14 protein-coding genes are annotated in these 16,817 nt (G+C 66.0%); 6 read left to right on the top strand and 8 right to left on the bottom strand.

The annotated features are described in order from the left end of the window. Positions 1 to 38: 38 nt before the first annotated feature. The 4 genes from B5D38_RS15930 to B5D38_RS21880 all read right to left on the bottom strand — a co-directional run bounded on the left by B5D38_RS15930 (position 39) and on the right by B5D38_RS21880 (position 6,722). The gene (locus B5D38_RS15930; RefSeq protein WP_078709427.1) at positions 39 to 845 is read right to left on the bottom strand and encodes a hypothetical protein; all 807 of its coding nucleotides are present in this window, start codon (positions 843 to 845) and stop codon (positions 39 to 41) included. Positions 846 to 1,050: 205 nt separating this feature from the next. Beyond that, on the bottom strand, positions 1,051 to 4,380 hold the full coding sequence (locus tag B5D38_RS15925; protein WP_078709500.1) for an error-prone DNA polymerase: 3,330 nt from the start codon (positions 4,378 to 4,380) through the stop codon (positions 1,051 to 1,053). Between the two features lie 10 nt (positions 4,381 to 4,390). Further along, positions 4,391 to 5,836, bottom strand: coding sequence for a DinB/UmuC family translesion DNA polymerase (locus B5D38_RS15920; RefSeq protein WP_078709499.1), 1,446 nt, complete (start codon positions 5,834 to 5,836; stop codon positions 4,391 to 4,393). 22 nt (positions 5,837 to 5,858) lie between these two features. Beyond that, on the bottom strand, positions 5,859 to 6,722 hold the full coding sequence (locus B5D38_RS21880; RefSeq protein WP_245319278.1) for an ImuA family protein: 864 nt from the start codon (positions 6,720 to 6,722) through the stop codon (positions 5,859 to 5,861). A 319-nt stretch (positions 6,723 to 7,041) separates the two neighbouring features. On the opposite strand from B5D38_RS21880, the gene trxC reads away from it, so the two are divergent. The 3 genes from trxC to B5D38_RS15895 all read left to right on the top strand — a co-directional run bounded on the left by trxC (position 7,042) and on the right by B5D38_RS15895 (position 8,792). Then, on the top strand, positions 7,042 to 7,485 hold the full coding sequence (trxC, locus tag B5D38_RS15905; protein ID WP_078709498.1) for a thioredoxin TrxC: 444 nt from the start codon (positions 7,042 to 7,044) through the stop codon (positions 7,483 to 7,485). A 132-nt stretch (positions 7,486 to 7,617) separates the two neighbouring features. After that, complete coding sequence (locus B5D38_RS15900; RefSeq protein ID WP_131829938.1) at positions 7,618 to 8,391, top strand: lipoate--protein ligase family protein; 774 nt, start codon at positions 7,618 to 7,620, stop codon at positions 8,389 to 8,391. 170 nt (positions 8,392 to 8,561) lie between these two features. Continuing rightward, on the top strand, positions 8,562 to 8,792 hold the full coding sequence (locus B5D38_RS15895; RefSeq protein WP_131829937.1) for a hypothetical protein: 231 nt from the start codon (positions 8,562 to 8,564) through the stop codon (positions 8,790 to 8,792). 73 nt (positions 8,793 to 8,865) lie between these two features. Here the strand turns inward: B5D38_RS15895 and B5D38_RS15890 are convergent, their stop codons facing one another. The 4 genes from B5D38_RS15890 to araC all read right to left on the bottom strand — a co-directional run bounded on the left by B5D38_RS15890 (position 8,866) and on the right by araC (position 13,005). Next, on the bottom strand, positions 8,866 to 9,924 hold the full coding sequence (locus B5D38_RS15890; RefSeq protein ID WP_078709497.1) for a UDP-glucose--hexose-1-phosphate uridylyltransferase: 1,059 nt from the start codon (positions 9,922 to 9,924) through the stop codon (positions 8,866 to 8,868). A 38-nt stretch (positions 9,925 to 9,962) separates the two neighbouring features. After that, positions 9,963 to 10,943, bottom strand: coding sequence for a UDP-glucose 4-epimerase GalE (gene galE, locus B5D38_RS15885; protein ID WP_207552972.1), 981 nt, complete (start codon positions 10,941 to 10,943; stop codon positions 9,963 to 9,965). Positions 10,944 to 11,125: 182 nt separating this feature from the next. Further along, positions 11,126 to 11,929 carry a DeoR/GlpR family DNA-binding transcription regulator gene (locus B5D38_RS15880; protein WP_078709421.1) on the bottom strand — a complete coding sequence of 268 codons (804 nt, stop codon included), beginning with the start codon at positions 11,927 to 11,929 and terminating at the stop codon, positions 11,126 to 11,128. A gap of 149 nt (positions 11,930 to 12,078) precedes the next feature. After that, a complete protein-coding gene (gene araC, locus B5D38_RS15875; protein WP_078709420.1) occupies positions 12,079 to 13,005 on the bottom strand; it encodes an arabinose operon transcriptional regulator AraC in 927 nt (308 codons plus the stop codon). Between the two features lie 293 nt (positions 13,006 to 13,298). Between araC and B5D38_RS15870 the strand changes: the two genes are divergently transcribed. The 3 genes from B5D38_RS15870 (at position 13,299) to B5D38_RS15860 (ending at position 16,779) form a co-directional block, all read left to right on the top strand. Beyond that, complete coding sequence (locus B5D38_RS15870; protein WP_078709496.1) at positions 13,299 to 14,255, top strand: sugar-binding transcriptional regulator; 957 nt, start codon at positions 13,299 to 13,301, stop codon at positions 14,253 to 14,255. 199 nt (positions 14,256 to 14,454) lie between these two features. Beyond that, entirely contained in the window at positions 14,455 to 15,768 is a 1,314-nt protein-coding gene (locus B5D38_RS15865) for an ABC transporter substrate-binding protein (protein WP_078709419.1), read from the top strand. A 138-nt stretch (positions 15,769 to 15,906) separates the two neighbouring features. Continuing rightward, positions 15,907 to 16,779 (top strand): carbohydrate ABC transporter permease, encoded by an 873-nt coding sequence (locus B5D38_RS15860; RefSeq protein ID WP_078709418.1) that lies wholly within the window; start codon positions 15,907 to 15,909, stop codon positions 16,777 to 16,779. Positions 16,780 to 16,817 lie beyond the last annotated feature (38 nt).

Genomic DNA, 16,817 nt, shown 5'->3' with positions numbered 1-16,817 from the left:
TCGAAAAGGCGCTGCCGTCGCCGGATGCGGAGATTTGGTCAGAATCGCAGCCAGAGGCCGGCGACCAGCCCCTTTTCGGCGGGCGCGTTGCTGCCGGCCACCGTGGCGATGCCGCCGAGCTGGAGGGAGACGGCCTCGGTAAAGTCGTAGACGACGGACAGCTCGAGCTTGTGCTGATCCTGGGGCTCGCCCTCGGCGGCCAAGGTCGAGAAGCTCTGCGCCATCAAAAGAACGTCGCGCCAGGGCCGGATGCCGGCCGCCAGATCGAGCTTCGCCACGTCGGGGGCCGCCCCCTCCTCCACGCGATAGGCGATCTCGGCGCCCGCGAAGGCGGGCCGCTCCCAAAGCGAGATGCTGCGCCCCCATAGAAGCCGGACCTCGCCGGCCATGCCGTCCTTTCCGATGGCCTCTATATCCTCGCCGACGCCGGAGGTGCGGAGATGTCCCTCGACGGCGACGACGGACGAGCCGCCCTGCCAAAGCCGCACCCTTGCGCCGATATCGGCAAGGCCGGATTTTGGCGTCTGCTCTCCGTACCAGTGATCGATCGTCAGGCTTTCCGCCTCGCCCTTCAGCATCACCGTCACGCCATCGACAAGGCCGTATTCCGCGAGCGCGTCGATCCCGGTCTTGGAGAAGTGTTCCGCTGGCTTCTTGGCGCGATCGGCATCGAAGACCCGATCCGCCTTGGTGTGTGTCGCGGTGACGATGATCTGGGCCTTGCCCTTCTCCAGCGTCCACGCTCCGGCGAATGCCGGACTGCAAAGGGTCAGGCTTGCGAGGACAAGGAAAAGCGGCCGAGGAAGGCGGAGAAGAAGGGCCGCGCGCCGGGCAGGACAGGACAAGCGCGATCGCAGAGCATCCCTCCCCTGGCGCGCGATGACAGGCAGCTCTCATCAAAGCTGATCATAAGGTATCCTGCAAATCCTATATTGACGCAGCGTCAGGTTGAATGGTTCTGGGGTTAATGCATGCGAGGAGTGGCGGAACGTCCTCGATTTGCTTCTCCGCCGGCCGCCGCCCTTCTCTGCCAGCCATGGCACTCATCTCTCAGTGGAAGTCGCGGGATTTCGGCAGAACGCGAACATTGCGCGGATGGCGACGCATCTGCGGGTGAAGGAACTCGTCGGCCCCCGAGAGCGTGATCTTCGGCTCATGGCTCTCCGACAGGCGCTTCAGATCCCCCGTGCGGTCGGTGAGGCGCATCGCCATCAGGTGAACGATGCCTTCCGGGCTCTTCTGCACCTTGCCCTCGACGAGAAGAAGCCGCGCGCCCATCACGGCGCTGCGGAAACGCTCGAAGGTGGATGACCATAGAACGATGTTGGTGACGCCGGTTTCGTCCTCGATAGTGATGAAGATCGCCTTGCCATTGCCGGGGCGCTGGCGCACCAGAACGACGCCCGCCACCTTTTTCCAGGCTCCATCGCGCGCCGCCGCGATTTCGGCCGAGGTCGAAACCCGCTCGGCGGCAAAGACCGGGCGCAGAAATTCCATCGGATGGCCTTTGAGCGAGAGGCGGACGGTCTGATAGTCCGCCCCCACCTCCTCCGAGCGCATCATGACGGGAAGACGCTCGCCGGCCTCTTCGCCAAGCTCGCGGGCGTCGGCCGCAGCGAAGAGAGGCAGCGCCTCGCCCCCCGGCAGGCGCCGGATCGCCCACAGCGCCTCGCGCCGGGAAACCCGCATGGACGAAAAGGCGTCGGCATCGGCCAAAAGGCGCAGTGGCCGGCGCAGGAGACCCGTGCGCGCGGCAAGATCCTCGATGGAGGCATAGGGGCGCTCGATATCGAAATGAGACGAGGTGGCAGCGTCCATCATCTGCCGCGCCGCCGCGATGCTCTCCCCATCGTCCTGGGAGAAGCCGTCGATCTGGCGAAAGCCGAGGCGCAGGCATAGGCGCCCGTTCCCGTCCCTTTCCAGGCCGTTGTCCCAAAAGCTGCGATCGACGTCGACGGGCAGCACCCTGACGCCATGGCTTTCAGCGTCGCGCACGATCTGCGCCGGAGCATAGAAGCCCATGGGCTGGGAGTTCAGAAGCGCACAGGCAAAGACCGCCGGATGGACGCATTTGATCCAGGAGGAAACATATACGAGCTTGGCGAAGGAGGCGGCGTGGCTCTCGGGAAAGCCGTAGCTGCCGAAGCCCTTGATCTGCTCGAAGCAGCGCCGAGCAAAGCCTTCGTCATAGCCGCGCGCCACCATGCGCCCGACCATCAGTTCCTCGAAGGAGCCGATGGTGCCGACATTTCTGAAGGTCGCCATGGCGCGCCGCAGCTTGTTGGCCTCGATATCGGAGAACTTCGCCGCCACCATGGCGAGCTTCATCGCCTGCTCCTGGAAGAGCGGCACGCCCATGGTCTTGCCGAGCACGCTGACCAGCTCGTTCGCCGGCCCGTGATCGGGTGACGGCGAGGGAAACTCCACCGGTTCCAGGCCGGCGCGGCGGCGCAGATAGGGGTGTACCATGTCGCCCTGGATGGGGCCGGGGCGCACGATCGCCACCTCGATGACGAGGTCGTAGAATTTTTCCGGCTTCAGGCGCGGCAGCATGTTCATCTGCGCCCGGCTCTCCACCTGGAAGACGCCGAGGGAATCGCCCCGGCACAGCATGTCGTAGACCGGCTTTTCCTCCTTCGGCACGCTGGCGAGGTCATGGACGATGCCCTCGTGCCTCTCCAGCAGTTCGAAGGCCTTGCGGATACAGGTGAGCATGCCGAGGGCAAGCACATCGACCTTCATCAGGCCGAGGGCGTCGATGTCGTCCTTGTCCCACTCGATGAAGGTGCGATCGGCCATCGCCGCGTTGCCGATGGGCACCAACTCGTCGAGCCGACCGCGCGCGAGCACGAAGCCGCCGACATGCTGGGAGAGATGGCGGGGAAAATCGAGCAGGCGCACGGCGAAGCGCACGGCCCGGGCGATTTCGGGATTGTCGGGGTCGAGCCCTGTCGCCTCGATCTGGCGTCGCGTGATGTCGCTGCCCCAGCTTCCCCACTGCGTGCTGGAAAGGCGGGCCGTCACGTCCTCCGTCAGCCCCAGCGCCTTGCCCACCTCGCGGATGGCGCTGCGCGGCCGATAGCGGATGACCGTGGCGACGATCCCGGCGCGGTGGCGGCCGTATTTCTCGTAGATGTGCTGGATCACCTCCTCGCGCCGCTCGTGCTCGAAATCGACGTCGATATCGGGCGGCTCCTGACGCTCGGCGGAGATGAAGCGGGCGAAGAGCAGGTCGTGCTCCATCGGGTCGACCGCGGTGATGCCGAGGACGTAGCAGACGGCGGAATTGGCCGCCGAGCCTCGCCCCTGATGAAGAATGCCGCGCTCCTTGGCGAAGGAGACGATGTCGTAGATCGTCAGGAAATAAGGGGCATAGGACAGTTCGGCGATGAGCTTCAGCTCGCCTTCGAGAAGCCCGCGCACCTTCTGCGACACGCCTTCCGGATAGCGCTTCTCGGCGCAGCGCCAGGTGAGATCCTCCAGCCAGGCTTGCGCCTCCCAGCCCGGCGGCACCGGCTCGTCGGGATATTCGTATTTCAGCTGGGTGAGAGAGAAGCCGATGCGCTGAAGAAGCCGATGCGTTTCGCCGACCGCCTCGGGCACGTCGGCGAAAAGGCGAGCCATCTCGCCGGGCGCCTTCAGATGCCTCTCCCCATTGGCTTCGAGAAGCCGACCGGCCGCAAAGATCGTCGTCTTCTCGCGGATGCAGGAGAGAACGTCCTGAAGGTCACGCTCTGCCGGAGCGGCGTAGAGAACGTCACCCGTGGCCAGAAGCGGCACACCAAGCGGGCGGGCAAGGGCCTCTAGGCGCTGGAGGCGGCGCCGGTCGTCGCCGCGCCGGGCCATCGTCGCGCCGAGCCAGAGGCGGCCGGGGGCGGCGTCGGCAAGGCGACGCAGCGGCTCCTCGATCCCCGTCAGGCGATGGGGCGGCATCAAAATGAGACAGAGGTCGGCCATGTCCGCCAGAAGGTCGTCAAGGACGAGATGGCATTCGCCTTTCGCAGCCTTGCGATTGCCATCCGTCAGAAGCCGGCAAAGCCTGGCCCAGCCTGTGCGATTCTCGGGATAGACGACGACGTCCGGCGCACCATCCGCGAAAACGAGGCGGGCGCCCACGACCAGCCTGAACGCCCCCGCGCGCGCCGCCAGCGCGGCTCCCTCGGAGGTGCCATCGTCCGACTCGCGGATTTCCATGAGGGCGCTGTGGGCGCGCACCACGCCGGCCAGCGTGTTGCGGTCGGCGATCCCCATTCCCTGAAGGCCGAGGGCGAGGGCCCGAAGCACCAGCTCCTCCGGGTGCGACGCCCCGGTGAGAAACGAGAAGTTCGAGGCGGCCACCATCTCAGCGAAGAAGGGCGCGTCCGAAGAGAGCGATTCCATCACCCCGTCCTCACGCAAAGAGACCGTGGAGATACCAGCGCGGCAGGCCCTCCATCTCGCCGGCCAGCCCCTCCCGAAACACCCAGAAGCGCCGCCCCTCCAGATCCTCGATCCGGTAATAGTCGCGCGGCAGGGCTCGCGCATCCTCGCGCCACCACTCGGGAGCGATGCGCTCCGGCCCCTCCGCCCGGGCGATGGTGTGGAGCACCTTGCGCCAGCGAAAGCGCAAGGGCGGACCGTCGGGCACCTCGGCCAGCGTCTCGATCGCCTGGGGTGGATCGAAGAGCTGCAAGGGGCGCAAGGGCGGCTCTCCGGCTTCCGGCTCGGGCCAGAGGACCGGCTTCTCCCGCGCCGCGCTCACGGCGGGAAGCGCCACGGCCACACGGCGCGGATCATGCGTATCGGCAAAGGCAAGGCGCAGCACGCGCTCGGCCCCGAAGCGGGCGATCAGCCGATCGACCAGCGCCGCCATGTCGGCCTCCTCCACGGCGTGGCCATCGAGGGAAGGCTGAACGTTCTCCAGCTTCTCGGCGCGCAGCACCGAAAGGCGAACGGCGTCGAAGCCGAAGCCGGCTTCGAGCGGATCGGACAGCGCGTCCAGCCGCTCGCGGTAAAGGCGGATGAGCATCGCCGCATCGCGCGAGGGGCGGCTGGTCTCCAGGGGAATGCGGCGCACCAGCCCGTCGGTGCGGTAGAAGCTCGCTTCGAAGCGCCGGCCACCCTCCCCTCGCCGCTCCAGGCAAAGGGCGATCTCACCGGCAAGCCGGGCGAGCAGCGAAACCAGCGCCTCCGTCTCCAGCAGGGGTTCGGCGAGGTGGCGCTCGGCGATGACCTCGGGAGCGGGCCGCAAGGGCGAGATGCGAATATCTTCCTCGCCGAGCACCCGGCCGAGACGGCGCGTCAGCTCGGCACCGAAGCGGGCCACGAGCTCGGAAGGCGTGCGATCCGCCACCTGGCCAACCGTCTTGAGACCGGCGCGAGCGAGGGCCAGCGCCGTCTCGCCGGAAAGCTCCAGCGCGGCGAGCGGCAGGGGTCGGACGAGCCCCCCCTCCTCCCCCGGCGCGGCGATGGCGCCGGAGCGGAAGCGGGAGAGGACATGGGCCGCCTCGGGCGTCGCGGCAAGCGCCGCCTCGACGGCGAGGCCGAAACCCTGGAGCCGGCGGCGAACATCCTTCAAAAGCGCGGCCTCGCCGCCGAAGAGATGGGCGCATCCCGTGACGTCGAGGAGAAGCCCGGCCTCGCCGTCCACGGCGACCAGCGGGCTAAACCGGTCGCAAAAAAGCGCCAGCCTTTCGAGAAGCCGCGCATCTGCGTGAGGGTCGCCCTCCGCGCTGAAAAGCCTGGGGAAGCGGGCGCGCGCATCGGCAAGCGCAAGGCCGGGAGCAAGGCCGAGCGCCGCCGCATGGGCGTCCACGGCCACGATCCGTAGCGCTCCGCGCTCCTTGGCGTAAAGCACGAGCGGCACCCCGGCGGCAGGCTCATCCGGCGCGGCGCCACGCCTGCCCTGCCGGAGGGCGCGGAACCGGTCGGTCGAGAGGAACGGGAACCACAGGGCGAGATAGCGCCGGTTCGACCGATCTTTCCTCAAAGCAGTCTCGCTCACGATTCCACTCCATATGCCATGGTCCGCCATTCATGCCGCCGCGCTGGCGCTCCAGCGTCACCGTGAAGGCGGGCGGGCCGGGAGCGCCCGCCTCCAGAGCACGGGAGGGCGAGGCCTCGACGCGCCAGCGCGTCTCGGCGGCGCTCGGAGCGGGCTCGGCCGCCAGACGCAGGAGGAGGACGGAAACCCCCGAGGCCTCGGCCGCCAGAGACAGGCGGCGGCTCGCCGAAAGATCGAATGCCTTGGGTTCGCCCCAGAAGGCGAGAAGCATCGCGCCGAGAGCCGGCGAGCGTGCGCCATCGAGGCCGGCGCGCAAGGCCGCCGCGCCGTCGCGCACCCGAACCAGGACGAGACGGGCGGGGTCGCAGCCGAACTCGGCAAGGCCCGGCGCATAAAGCCCGCCGGTCTCGGCATCAAGAAAATCCTGTCGCACCCAGAGGAGAGGCCGGCGAGGAGCCAGACGCAGCGCGGCGCCAAGCGCGAAACCCGCCGCCGCCGTGCCATCGGCAGGCCGGCCGGCCCGCACCTCATGAACGGTGCCCCGCGCAAGACCGCCGCCGAGACGACGGTCGAGATCGACCGGACCGAGCGCCACCCGCTCCGCCCCGCCCGCTTGCCCTCGCGCGGAGGCCCGAGGCGCCGAGGGCGCTTCGAGATTGCCGGGAGGCAGGCTGGCGACCGGCGCCTTTTCCAGGCGCGCGATCTCCCGCCGCAGGGAAGAGATGATCTCTGCGTTCACGATCAATATCCGTTCTTCTTTTGTTCTAGAAAGGACTCGCTTTAGGAAAAGAGTCAAGCCGGTGGGTAGAGGCTCAAGGCGGAAGGGGAGGATCGCAAGCGGCCCAAATCCCAGCGAATCCCGAGCTTCTCGCGGGCAAGATTTTTTCTGGGTTCTTGAGGTGGATGAAGCTCTCGAGAGCGCTGGGCGACACGCCTTCGCCTTCTTAAATAAGGAAGGCACATACACAAAGGGCACCCGCCAACGCCCACGGCCGATGCCGCCGCGTCTCGCGCCGGCCATCCCGCAGGGCGCCGAGTCCCTCCGGTACGAGAAGCTCATGAGCGAGGATCGCCACATCGTTTGCCCGCATTGCGGCGGGATCAACCGCGTCCCTGACGGCAGGCCGGCCGAGGCCGCGCGTTGCGGCTCCTGCCACGAGAAGCTGTTTTCCGGTCACCCCGCACCTGTGACCGGCGCCCTGTTTGAGCGCCAGATCGCCAGGAGCACCATTCCCGTGGCCGTGGACGTCTGGGCGCCCTGGTGCGGCCCGTGCCGCATGATGGCTCCCGCCTTCGAGGAGGCGGCCCACACGCTGGAGCCCAATGTGCGGTTCCTCAAGCTGAATTCCGACGAGGAACAGCCAGTGGCCGGGCGTTTGGGCATTCGCGGCATTCCGACGCTGCTGCTCTATCGCGGCGGCGCCGAGGTGGATCGCGTCTCGGGCGCCATGACGGCGCGCCAAATCATTCAATGGATCACGGAAAGATTGGCTGTCGGCTGACGACCGATTGCGCTAGGGCTCTGTGCAGAAGCACAACCCGCCATGGCGGGTTGTCGCGCTCCCGCTTACGGCAACGATGCCGCTTCCCACATGGGCCTTCCCAGCCCGCCGACATCCAACAGGAAAAGTCGAATGATCCCACGTGAGGCGTGTCCTCCGGTGCTCATCGAAAACCATCCAACATGTGCGAGTGGTCTCGATCGCCAGGAACATCTTGCTGACGCCATTCCCGACGAGAAGCGGCCGGCGCTTTTGATGTGGCGCTCGCCGCCGGCCCTCATCGTCGGTCGGGGCGATACACGGCTGCCGCGCTTCGAGGCCGCCGTGGAAAAGCTGGCCGCGGAAGGCTGGCCGGTTCTGGTGCGCAACAGCGGCGGCTTGGCCTGTCCGGTTTCGCCGGGAACGCTGCAGATCGCCCTGGCCCGGCGCGTCGTGCCGGGAGGCACCACGGAAGCGCTTTATGAGGAACTCGCTCGGCTGCTGATCGCGGCTCTTTCGCCTTACGGCCTCGAGGCGGTGGCCGGAGAAAGACCTGACGCGTTCTGCCCCGGTCGCTACGACATCTCGCTCAAGCACACCAAGATCGCCGGCCTTTCACAGCGCTGGCGCCAGCGCTCGGGCGCCTTCGACGCCACCACCGCCGCCGCTCTCATCATCGATGGCGACCCGAGCGAACTCGCCAGGATCACCAACCTCTTCTATCGCACGGCCGGCGCCGCGCGCGTCTGCTCCGCCGGGGCCGTGGGCTCGATGAAGGCTGCGCTCTCCCCTCACGCCCCGGAAACCGAGATTCTCTTCGAAGAGATCGCCATTCGCGTCGAGGCGCTGATCGCCGCCGAGCCGTTCCTGCGCTCGGAGCTGCCTCTTGCAACCGGCGATAAAGAAGAGCCGGACGACGAAAGTTAAGACCGGAAGTTTATTCTTCTTCCAAATGCCAGAATTTTCAGTTCTCGACATGGTTGACCGAAGTCAATGCGGCTCATCCCTTGCCGCCGCTATCTTCTCGCATAGATCAGGGACGAACTCATTTTTTCGCGTTCGGGTTGTCCGAAATCGACCTCGTCGAGGGTCCAGCCATGAGCGCTTCGCGCAAGCCACATCACTCCACTCTCGGTGCCGTCTCCGACAAGGCCGCCGAGTGGATGGCCGCGGTCTTCCTGGGCAGGAGCGCCGCCATCGGCATGCCTGAAGGCATCCGCCTCGAAGGCGAGAGGCGAGGGATCGTCACTCCTGCGGCGTGGCCGGAACCGGGCAGCGAGATCGCGACGGCTATCGGTCCGATCGTGCCCAATCGCTCCGCCCATTGAAGGGGTTCCCAAGAGCCTGACGCCGCCTGGTTAGCCGACACGCATGACGGTTGGTTTCATGCGTCCGCCGATCTCAGACGGCGGCCTCCCGTCTGTCGAAGCGGATGTCGGGAAGCGAGCGCAGCCGCTCGGCCGCCTGCTCCGGCGTCAGGTCGCGCTGGGCCTCGGCCAGCATCTCATAGCCCACCTGAAACTTCTTCACCGTCGCCGAGCGCAGAAGCGGCGGATAGAAATGCGCGTGGAGCTGCCAATGGGGCTGAGCCCCCGCCCCTGGCCCGGTGGGCGCGCCGTGCCAGCCCATGGAATAGGGGAAATCGACCTCGAAGAGATTGTCGTAACGGATGGTCAGCCGCCGCATGATGTCCGCCAGCCCGTCGCGCTCGGCCTCCCGAAGGTCGGTCAGCCGCTGGACAGGGCGGCGCGGCAGGACCAGGGCCTCGAAGGGCCAGACCGCCCAGAATGGCACCACGGCGAGCCACCCCTCGTTCTCGACGATGACGCGAATTTCTTCCCGGGCCTCGCGCTCGGCATAGTCGACGAGCAGCGCCCGGCCGTGCTCTTCGAAATAGGCGCGCTGACAGGCGTCCTCCTTGGCCGGCTCGTTGGGCAGCGCATCGCCGGCCCAGATCTGGCCGTGCGGATGCGGCATGGAGCTGCCCATGACGGCGCCGCGATTCTCGAAGATCTGTACCCAGCGATAGGTGCGGCCGAGATCGGCGAGCTGCTCGGCCCACATATCGACCACCTTGCGGATCGCCGGCGCGTCCATCATCGCCAGCGTCAGGTCGTGACGCGGCGAATAGCAGAGCACCCGCGCCGTGCCGCGCACCGGCACGAGCCGCATCAGGCCATCATCCTCGCCGCCGCCCGTCGGCACATCCGGCTGCATCGCGGCAAAGTCGTTGGTGAAGACGAACGTGTCGGCATAATGGGGATTCAGCTCGCCGGTCACGCGCTTGTTGCCGGGGCACAGATAGCAGCCCGAATCGTAGGAGGGCATGGCCTCGCGCGCGGTCTTTTCCTGGCCGCCCTGCCATGGCCGCCGGGCCCGATGGGGCGACACCAGAACCCATTCCCCGATGAGCGGGTTGAAGCGGCGGTGCGGATGTTCGCGCGGGTCGAACTCAGACATCATGGACTACCCGGTGGAAGAAGTGGATGCGGCGGCGCTCAATAGGCGCGGTTCGTCTGCCAGCGCCAAGCCGTCTCGACGATGGTGGAAAGATCGGCAAAGCGCGGCGTCCAGCCGAGAGCCTGCCGCGCCTTGCTGCTGTCGGCCACCAGCACGGCGGCGTCGCCCGCGCGGCGCGGCGCGAAGCTGTGCGGCACCGGGCGCCCGGTCACCTTCTCGGCCGCCGCCATCACCTCGAGGATCGAGAAGCCGGCGCCGTTGCCGAGATTGAAGATCGAGGCGCCCCCTTCCCGGCCCATCCAGCCGAGCGCGGCCAGATGCGCGGAGCAAAGGTCCAGGATGTGGATGTAATCGCGCACACAGGTGCCGTCCGGCGTCGGATAATCGCGCCCAAAGATCTGGAGCGCCGGAATCTCCCCGGCGATCGCCCTCAACACGTTGGGAACGAGGTGGGTCTCGGGGTCATGGGCCTCGCCCATCGTACCGTCGGGGTGGGCGCCCGCCGCGTTGAAATAGCGGAAACAGACGGACTTCAGGCCATAGGCGACGGCGTAATCGGCCAGCACCTCCTCGACCATCTTCTTGGTGCGGCCATAGGAGTTGAGAGGCCGATGAGGGTGGTCCTCGTCGATGGGCGTGTATTCGGGGTTGCCGTAGGTCGCCGCCGTCGAGGAGAAGACGAAACGCTCGACCCCGGCCGCGCGCATCGCATCGAGCAGGTTGAGCGTGCCGACGACATTGTTGCGATAGTAGGAGGCGGGGTCGGAGACCGAATCCGAAACCGAGATCAGCGCGGCGAAGTGGAAGACTGCGGTGAAGCGCTTGCTTCTGAACAGATCGTCCAGGGCCGCCCGATCGTTGACGTCTCCCACGACGAGGCGCGCACCGCGCACCGCTTCGCGATGACCGCTCGATAAATTATCGAAAACGGTCACATCGAAGCCTTCCTCCGCCAAAAGCCGGGTCATATGCGAGCCGATATAGCCGGCTCCCCCGCATACCAACACAGATTCACTCATCGCCATCGCTCCCCGAATGGCCGCGATCATAGGCCCAATTGCGCCACTTCACAAGAAAAAGAAGGAAAAGGAAGATTTTCGAAAGCGACGACGCCGTCAGCGGAAGCGCCAATTAGCGCCGAGACGGCAGCGCGCAGTTCTGTCACAAGACGGAAAGGCCCGTCGACGAAGCGGGAGCCGCGTCAGTCCGCCACGGCGTCCACCATTGCCCGTTTCACCAGCTCGATCGCGAGCCCCGTCTCGCGCAGGCGCGCCACGGTTTTCGAATCGGCCGCCTCGTCGGTGATCACACGATCAACGGAGGCAGGGTTTGCGACAAAGGCGGTGGAGACGACGCCGATCTTGGAGTGGTCGGCGAGCACGACCGTGCGCCGGGCGGCGGCCAACATGGCCTGCTTGATCTCGGCCTCGGCGATGTTGGAGTTGGTGATGCCGCGCCGAACGTCGATGCCGTTGCAGCCGATGAAGGCGATGTCGGCATTGACGTGCTGGAGCAGCACATTTCCGAGCGGGGCGACCAGGGCGTGTTGCAGCGCGCGCAACGTGCCGCCCGTCACCACGACGGTGATCTCGGGATGGCGCTCCAGCAGAAGCGCGATCGTCAGGCCGTTGGTAATCACCGTGAGATTCTTGCGCTTGCCCGGCAGAAGCTCGGCAAGAGCGGACGTCGTGGAGCCGACGTCGATGATGATCGTCTGGCCATCGCGGATGTGGGCGGCGGCGGCGGCCGCGATGGCGCGTTTCTCGGCCGTGTGGGTCTTGCTCGAAACCTCGAGCGGCATTTCCTTGCCGGGGTCGACCAGCGCAAGCGCTCCGCCCCGGGTGCGCAGCAGCCGCCGCTCCGCCTCCAGATCGCGCAGATCCTGGCGTATCGTCACGGCGGAAACGCCCAGCCGATCGGAGAGGTCGTTGACGCTGGCCTGTCCGCGCTCGCCGATGACGGTGAGGATGGCCTGATGGCGCAAGGTGGCCTGGAGCGATGGCAAGGGACGGCTCCTCGATACTCTCGATATGCGCCGGCGGCCCGCTCGCGCCGCCCAGCCTTCCTTCGCTCATAAAGCATCGGGGGCGAAAGTGGTATCGCCGACCGCCGCTCTCCTCCGACAATCTCCAACGCCGACGAACATTGCTTCCGTCAAAGAGCGCCGTGCCGCTCGCGGAATGCCTTCGGACTGAGGCGCTGATGCTTTCGGAAGACGCGGGCGAAATACAGCGGATCGTCATAGCCCACCTGGGCCGATATCTGCTTGACCGACATGTTGGTGATCTGGAGCAGCTGGCTGGCCTTCTGGATGCGCTGTTCCTCCCACCAACGCATGACCGAAAGACCGAGCTTCCTGGAGAAGAGATGCGCCAGCCGCGAAGGCGAAAGGCAGACCGCGCGCGCCACCACCTCCACCGGCATGGGACGGTGAAGATTGTCGATCATGAAGCGGCAGGCGGCCAGCAGACGCTCGTCGAAATGCTCGGTAAGGCCCGGCGTCTGGTTCTGCTTTGCGCACAGGAGAATCAGGCGCTCCAGAAGGTTCATCGACAACTCCATCGACAAAGGATCGGTGTTGGAGGGCCAACTGGCGATCTCGGCGAACAGCCGGTCCTGCTCGCGGAAAAGATCGTCGTCCTGTCGGCGCAGCACATAGACGCCGTCGATGCGGGTCTTCCACGCCAGCCAGCTCGCCCAGAAGGCCCGCGGCTGGAAATAGACCCAGCGGTGCCACCAGTTTTCGGCGTCGGGGTGGCGTCCATAGTGGTGGACGATGCCCGGAGAGAAAAGGAGGAGATCGCCGGCTTCGGCGTCGAAGCCCTCCTCGCGACCGATGCGGCCCCGGCCGCGCACCGTCAGATTGATGATCCAGCCGGCCATTCCCTTTGGCCGTTCGATGACGAAATCGAGCGGGCTGCCGCGCTCGATCGGCGTGATGCCGGCGGTGAGACGGGTGGCAAAGCCATAGCCGGGCATGAGGGGGGCAAGGTCGGGATCATCGATGGGCTGCGGCGCGCGGCGCACGCGCGCGAGCTTCTGGATGATCCGCTCGGCCTGCGAGGAGGAAAGCTCGGACATGACGATCCCTGTCCCTTGGGGTATGGAAGAAGAGTACAACGAGAAGCCGGGGGATGTCGCTATGGCCGGAATGGATTCGATGCGGGAACCGGCATAGGCGCGAGAAGAGGCGTCGCGGCAAGTCTGCGGGCCGCTGAAGCGGCCCCGCGGCGCCAGATGCCGTTTCCGCTCCTTTGTGGAGGGGGAAGGTCCGGCATTGTGAGGGCGTGAACGATAGAGACCCGCGCACCATGCCGCTCCAGCATTCGCGGGGCTCTCGCCGGCGACGGCGCAAGAAGATGGGGGAGGAGACGATGGCGAAGGCGCGCGGCGAGGCCGGCCGGCTCGATGAAGCGGCGCGGGCGGGATGGCTCTACTATGTCGCCGGCAACACCCAGGACCAGATTGCCGCCAAGCTCGGCGTCTCGCGCCAGACGGCCCAGCGTCTCGTTTCGCTGTCGGTCAGCGCGGGGCTGATCCGGGTGCGTCTCGACCATCCCATCGCCGCCTGTCTGGAGCTCGCCGAGAAGCTGAAGAAGCGCTTTCGGCTGACGTTGGCGGAGGTCGTGCCGACAGACCCCAATTCGACATCGACCATTCTCGGCGTCGCCGAGGCTTGCGCCGCCGAGATGGAGCGGCGCCTCGTCCAATCCGACCCGCTCGTTCTCGCCGTGGGCACCGGCCGCACCCTCAAGGCGGCCGTCGAAAACCTCCCGAAGATGAGCTGCCCGCAGCACCGCGTGGTCTCGCTCACCGGCAACCTCTCCTCCGATGGCTCGGCCTCGGTCTACAACGTCGTCTACGTTATGGCCGACACGCTGCAGGAGGCGCGGCACTACCCGATGCCGCTGCCGGTGGTGGTGTCGAGCCCGGCCGAGCGCGAGCTGCTTCACGAGCAAAAGGTGGTGCAGAACACGCTCGCCCTGGTCAAGGAAGCCTCCGTGACCTTCGTCGGCATCGGCGAGCTCGGCCCCGCCGCGCCGCTCCTGGCCGACGGCTTCATCTCGCGCGGCGACGTCGCGATGCTGGAGGAGACAGGCGCCGTGGGCGAGATCGTCGGCTGGGCGTTCAACCGCGACGGCCGCCTGATCGACTGCCCGCACAATCAAAGGGTCGCCAGCGCGCCCATCCCCTCCACGGATCGCGGCGAAGTGATCGCGGTGGCCATGGGGCCGGCCAAGCTCGTCGGCACCCGGGCGGCCATCGTCGGGCGCCTCGTCAACGGCGTCATCACCGACGAGGCGACCGCCGCCGCGCTGTTGGCGGAATAGCCGGCAGCCAACTGGAGGAAACGCCGCAATGGCAGGCAAATCGTCGGCCCGTTGGCAGCCATGGGACTCAGCCCGGGGTTGTGTTAAGGTCCGGGAATGAATTGGCGAGGAGGTCAAGATTGCCCATTGACATCATGCCGCAGGTGTTTGAATATTTGCTCGTAGATTGAGTAATTGCTCACGGTTTGGGAGGCAACGGATGAGCAGAACTTTGCTGCTGGGAGCGGTTTCGCTTCTGGCCCTTGGGACATATGCCCAAGCTGAAACGACTTTGACGATCGCCACTGTCAACAATGGCGATATGATCCGGATGCAGAAGCTGACGGACGATTTCACCAAGAATAACCCCGACATCAAGCTGGACTGGGTGACGCTGGAAGAGAACGTTCTTCGCCAGCGCGTCACCACCGACATCGCCACCAAGGGTGGCCAGTACGACGTCCTCACCATCGGCAACTACGAGGTTCCGATCTGGGCCAAGCAGGGCTGGCTGGCCCCGCTGGAAGGCATGCCCGAGGGCTACGACGCCGGCGATCTTCTGCCCGCCATCGCCAATGGCCTGTCGGTGGACGGCAAGCTCTATGCCGCACCGTTCTACGGCGAATCAGCCATGGTGATGTACCGCACCGATCTGGCCGAGAAGGCCGGAGTGACTATCCCCGACACCCCTAACTGGGGCCAGATCGAGGAAGCCGCGGCCAAGATGACCGACAAGGACAATGAGGTGTATGGCATCTGCCTGCGCGGCAAGGCGGGTTGGGGCGAGAATATGGCGTTTCTTACCGCCATGGCTCATTCGATGGATGCGCGATGGTTCGACATGGACTGGAAGCCCCAGTTCGACAGCCCCGAGTGGAAAGAAACCCTCACCAAGTACCTCGACATGATGAACAAGTACGGGCCTCCGGGCGCGTCCTCCAACGGGTTCAACGAGAACCTGTCGCTCTTCCAGCAGGGCAAGTGCGGCATGTGGATCGACGCTACGGTGGCCGCTTCCTTCGTGACGGACCCGAAGGAATCGACGGTCGCGGACAAAGTCGGATACGCCCAGTTCCCCAACAAGGCTGGAAAGGAAGGCCGGGGCGAATGGCTGTGGTCGTGGAACCTCGCCATTCCGGCGGGTTCGAACAAGGTAGATGCCGCAAAGAAGTTCGTCGCGTGGGCGACGTCCAAGGACTACACCAAGCTCGTCGCCGAAAAGGAAGGATGGCGCGCCGCACCTCCGGGAACCCGCACATCGCTTTACGATAATGCGGACTACAAGGCTGCCGCTCCCTTCGCCGAAAAGACGATCAAGGCGATCAATGGCGTCGACCTGGCTCATCCGACATCGCAGGAAGTGCCCTACATCGGCTCGCAGTGGGTAGCGATCCCCGAATTCCAGGGCATCGGCACGGCCGTCGGCCAACAGTTCTCGGCGGCTCTCGCCGGCCAAACCTCGGCCGACCAGGCGCTTCAGAACGCGCAGCAGCTCACCAATCGTGAGATGCAAAAGGCGGGCTATCCCAAGTAAGGGCAACGCCTGACAAAGACGGGGCGCGCGAAACCATCACCGTTTCACGCGCCCCCTCCCGCCGATGGCTTCGGCCGCTTCGCGTTCCAGCCCGCCTCGATGGCGGCTGCCGCGCGATCCGCTTCAAGGACTGGTGCGATGGCGACTGAACATTCGCGCGCCACGGCCCGGCTGATGATCTCTCCAGCGGTCCTTCTGCTGCTGGCATGGATGATCGTGCCTCTCGCCCTGACGCTCTATTTCTCTTTCCTGCGCTACAACCTGCTCATGCCCGGCATGGAGGAGTGGGCGGGATTTCTCAACTACAAGTTCTTCCTCACCGATCCCGCGTTCTTCTCGGCGGTCTGGAAGACGCTCGAGCTGGTGGGCGGCGTGCTCATCATCACCGTGGTCGGCGGCATCCTGTTGGCGCTGCTGCTCGACCAGCAATTCTGGGGTCAAGGTGCTGTCCGCATCCTCGTGATCGCGCCGTTCTTCGTCATGCCGACCGTTTCGGCGTTGGTGTGGAAGAACATGTTCATGAACCCGGTGAACGGGCTCTTCGCCTACCTCGCGAAGGTCTTCGGGTTGCCACCCTTCGACTTCCTGGCGCAGGCGCCCATGCTGTCGATCATTATGATCGTCGCCTGGGAATGGCTCCCCTTTGCCACCCTGATCCTTCTGACCGCTCTTCAATCGCTGGACAGCGAGCAGCTCGAGGCGGCGGAGATGGATGGCGCGAGCTTCATCTCACGCTTCTTCTACATCGTGCTGCCGCATCTTTCCCGCGCGATCACGGTGGTCATCCTCATCCAGACCATCTTCCTCCTGTCGACCTTTGCCGAAATCCTGGTGACAACGAATGGCGGACCGGGCACCGCGACGACGAACCTGACCTATCTCGTCTACGTGCAGTCGCTGCTCCAGTTCGATGTCGGCGGCGGATCGGCCGGCGGTGTGGTCGCCATCATCCTCGCCAACATTGTCGCCATCTTCCTGATGCGCATGATCGGAAAGAACCTCGATGCGTGACGGCCCGCTCACCAGGGCCGCCACGCGCCTGGCCATTC

This window comes from Consotaella salsifontis (genome assembly GCF_900167365.1).
Taxonomy (GTDB): domain Bacteria; phylum Pseudomonadota; class Alphaproteobacteria; order Rhizobiales; family Rhizobiaceae; genus Consotaella; species Consotaella salsifontis.
Note: the sequence above shows the minus strand (reverse complement) of the source record. Positions and strands in the feature narration are given on the sequence as shown.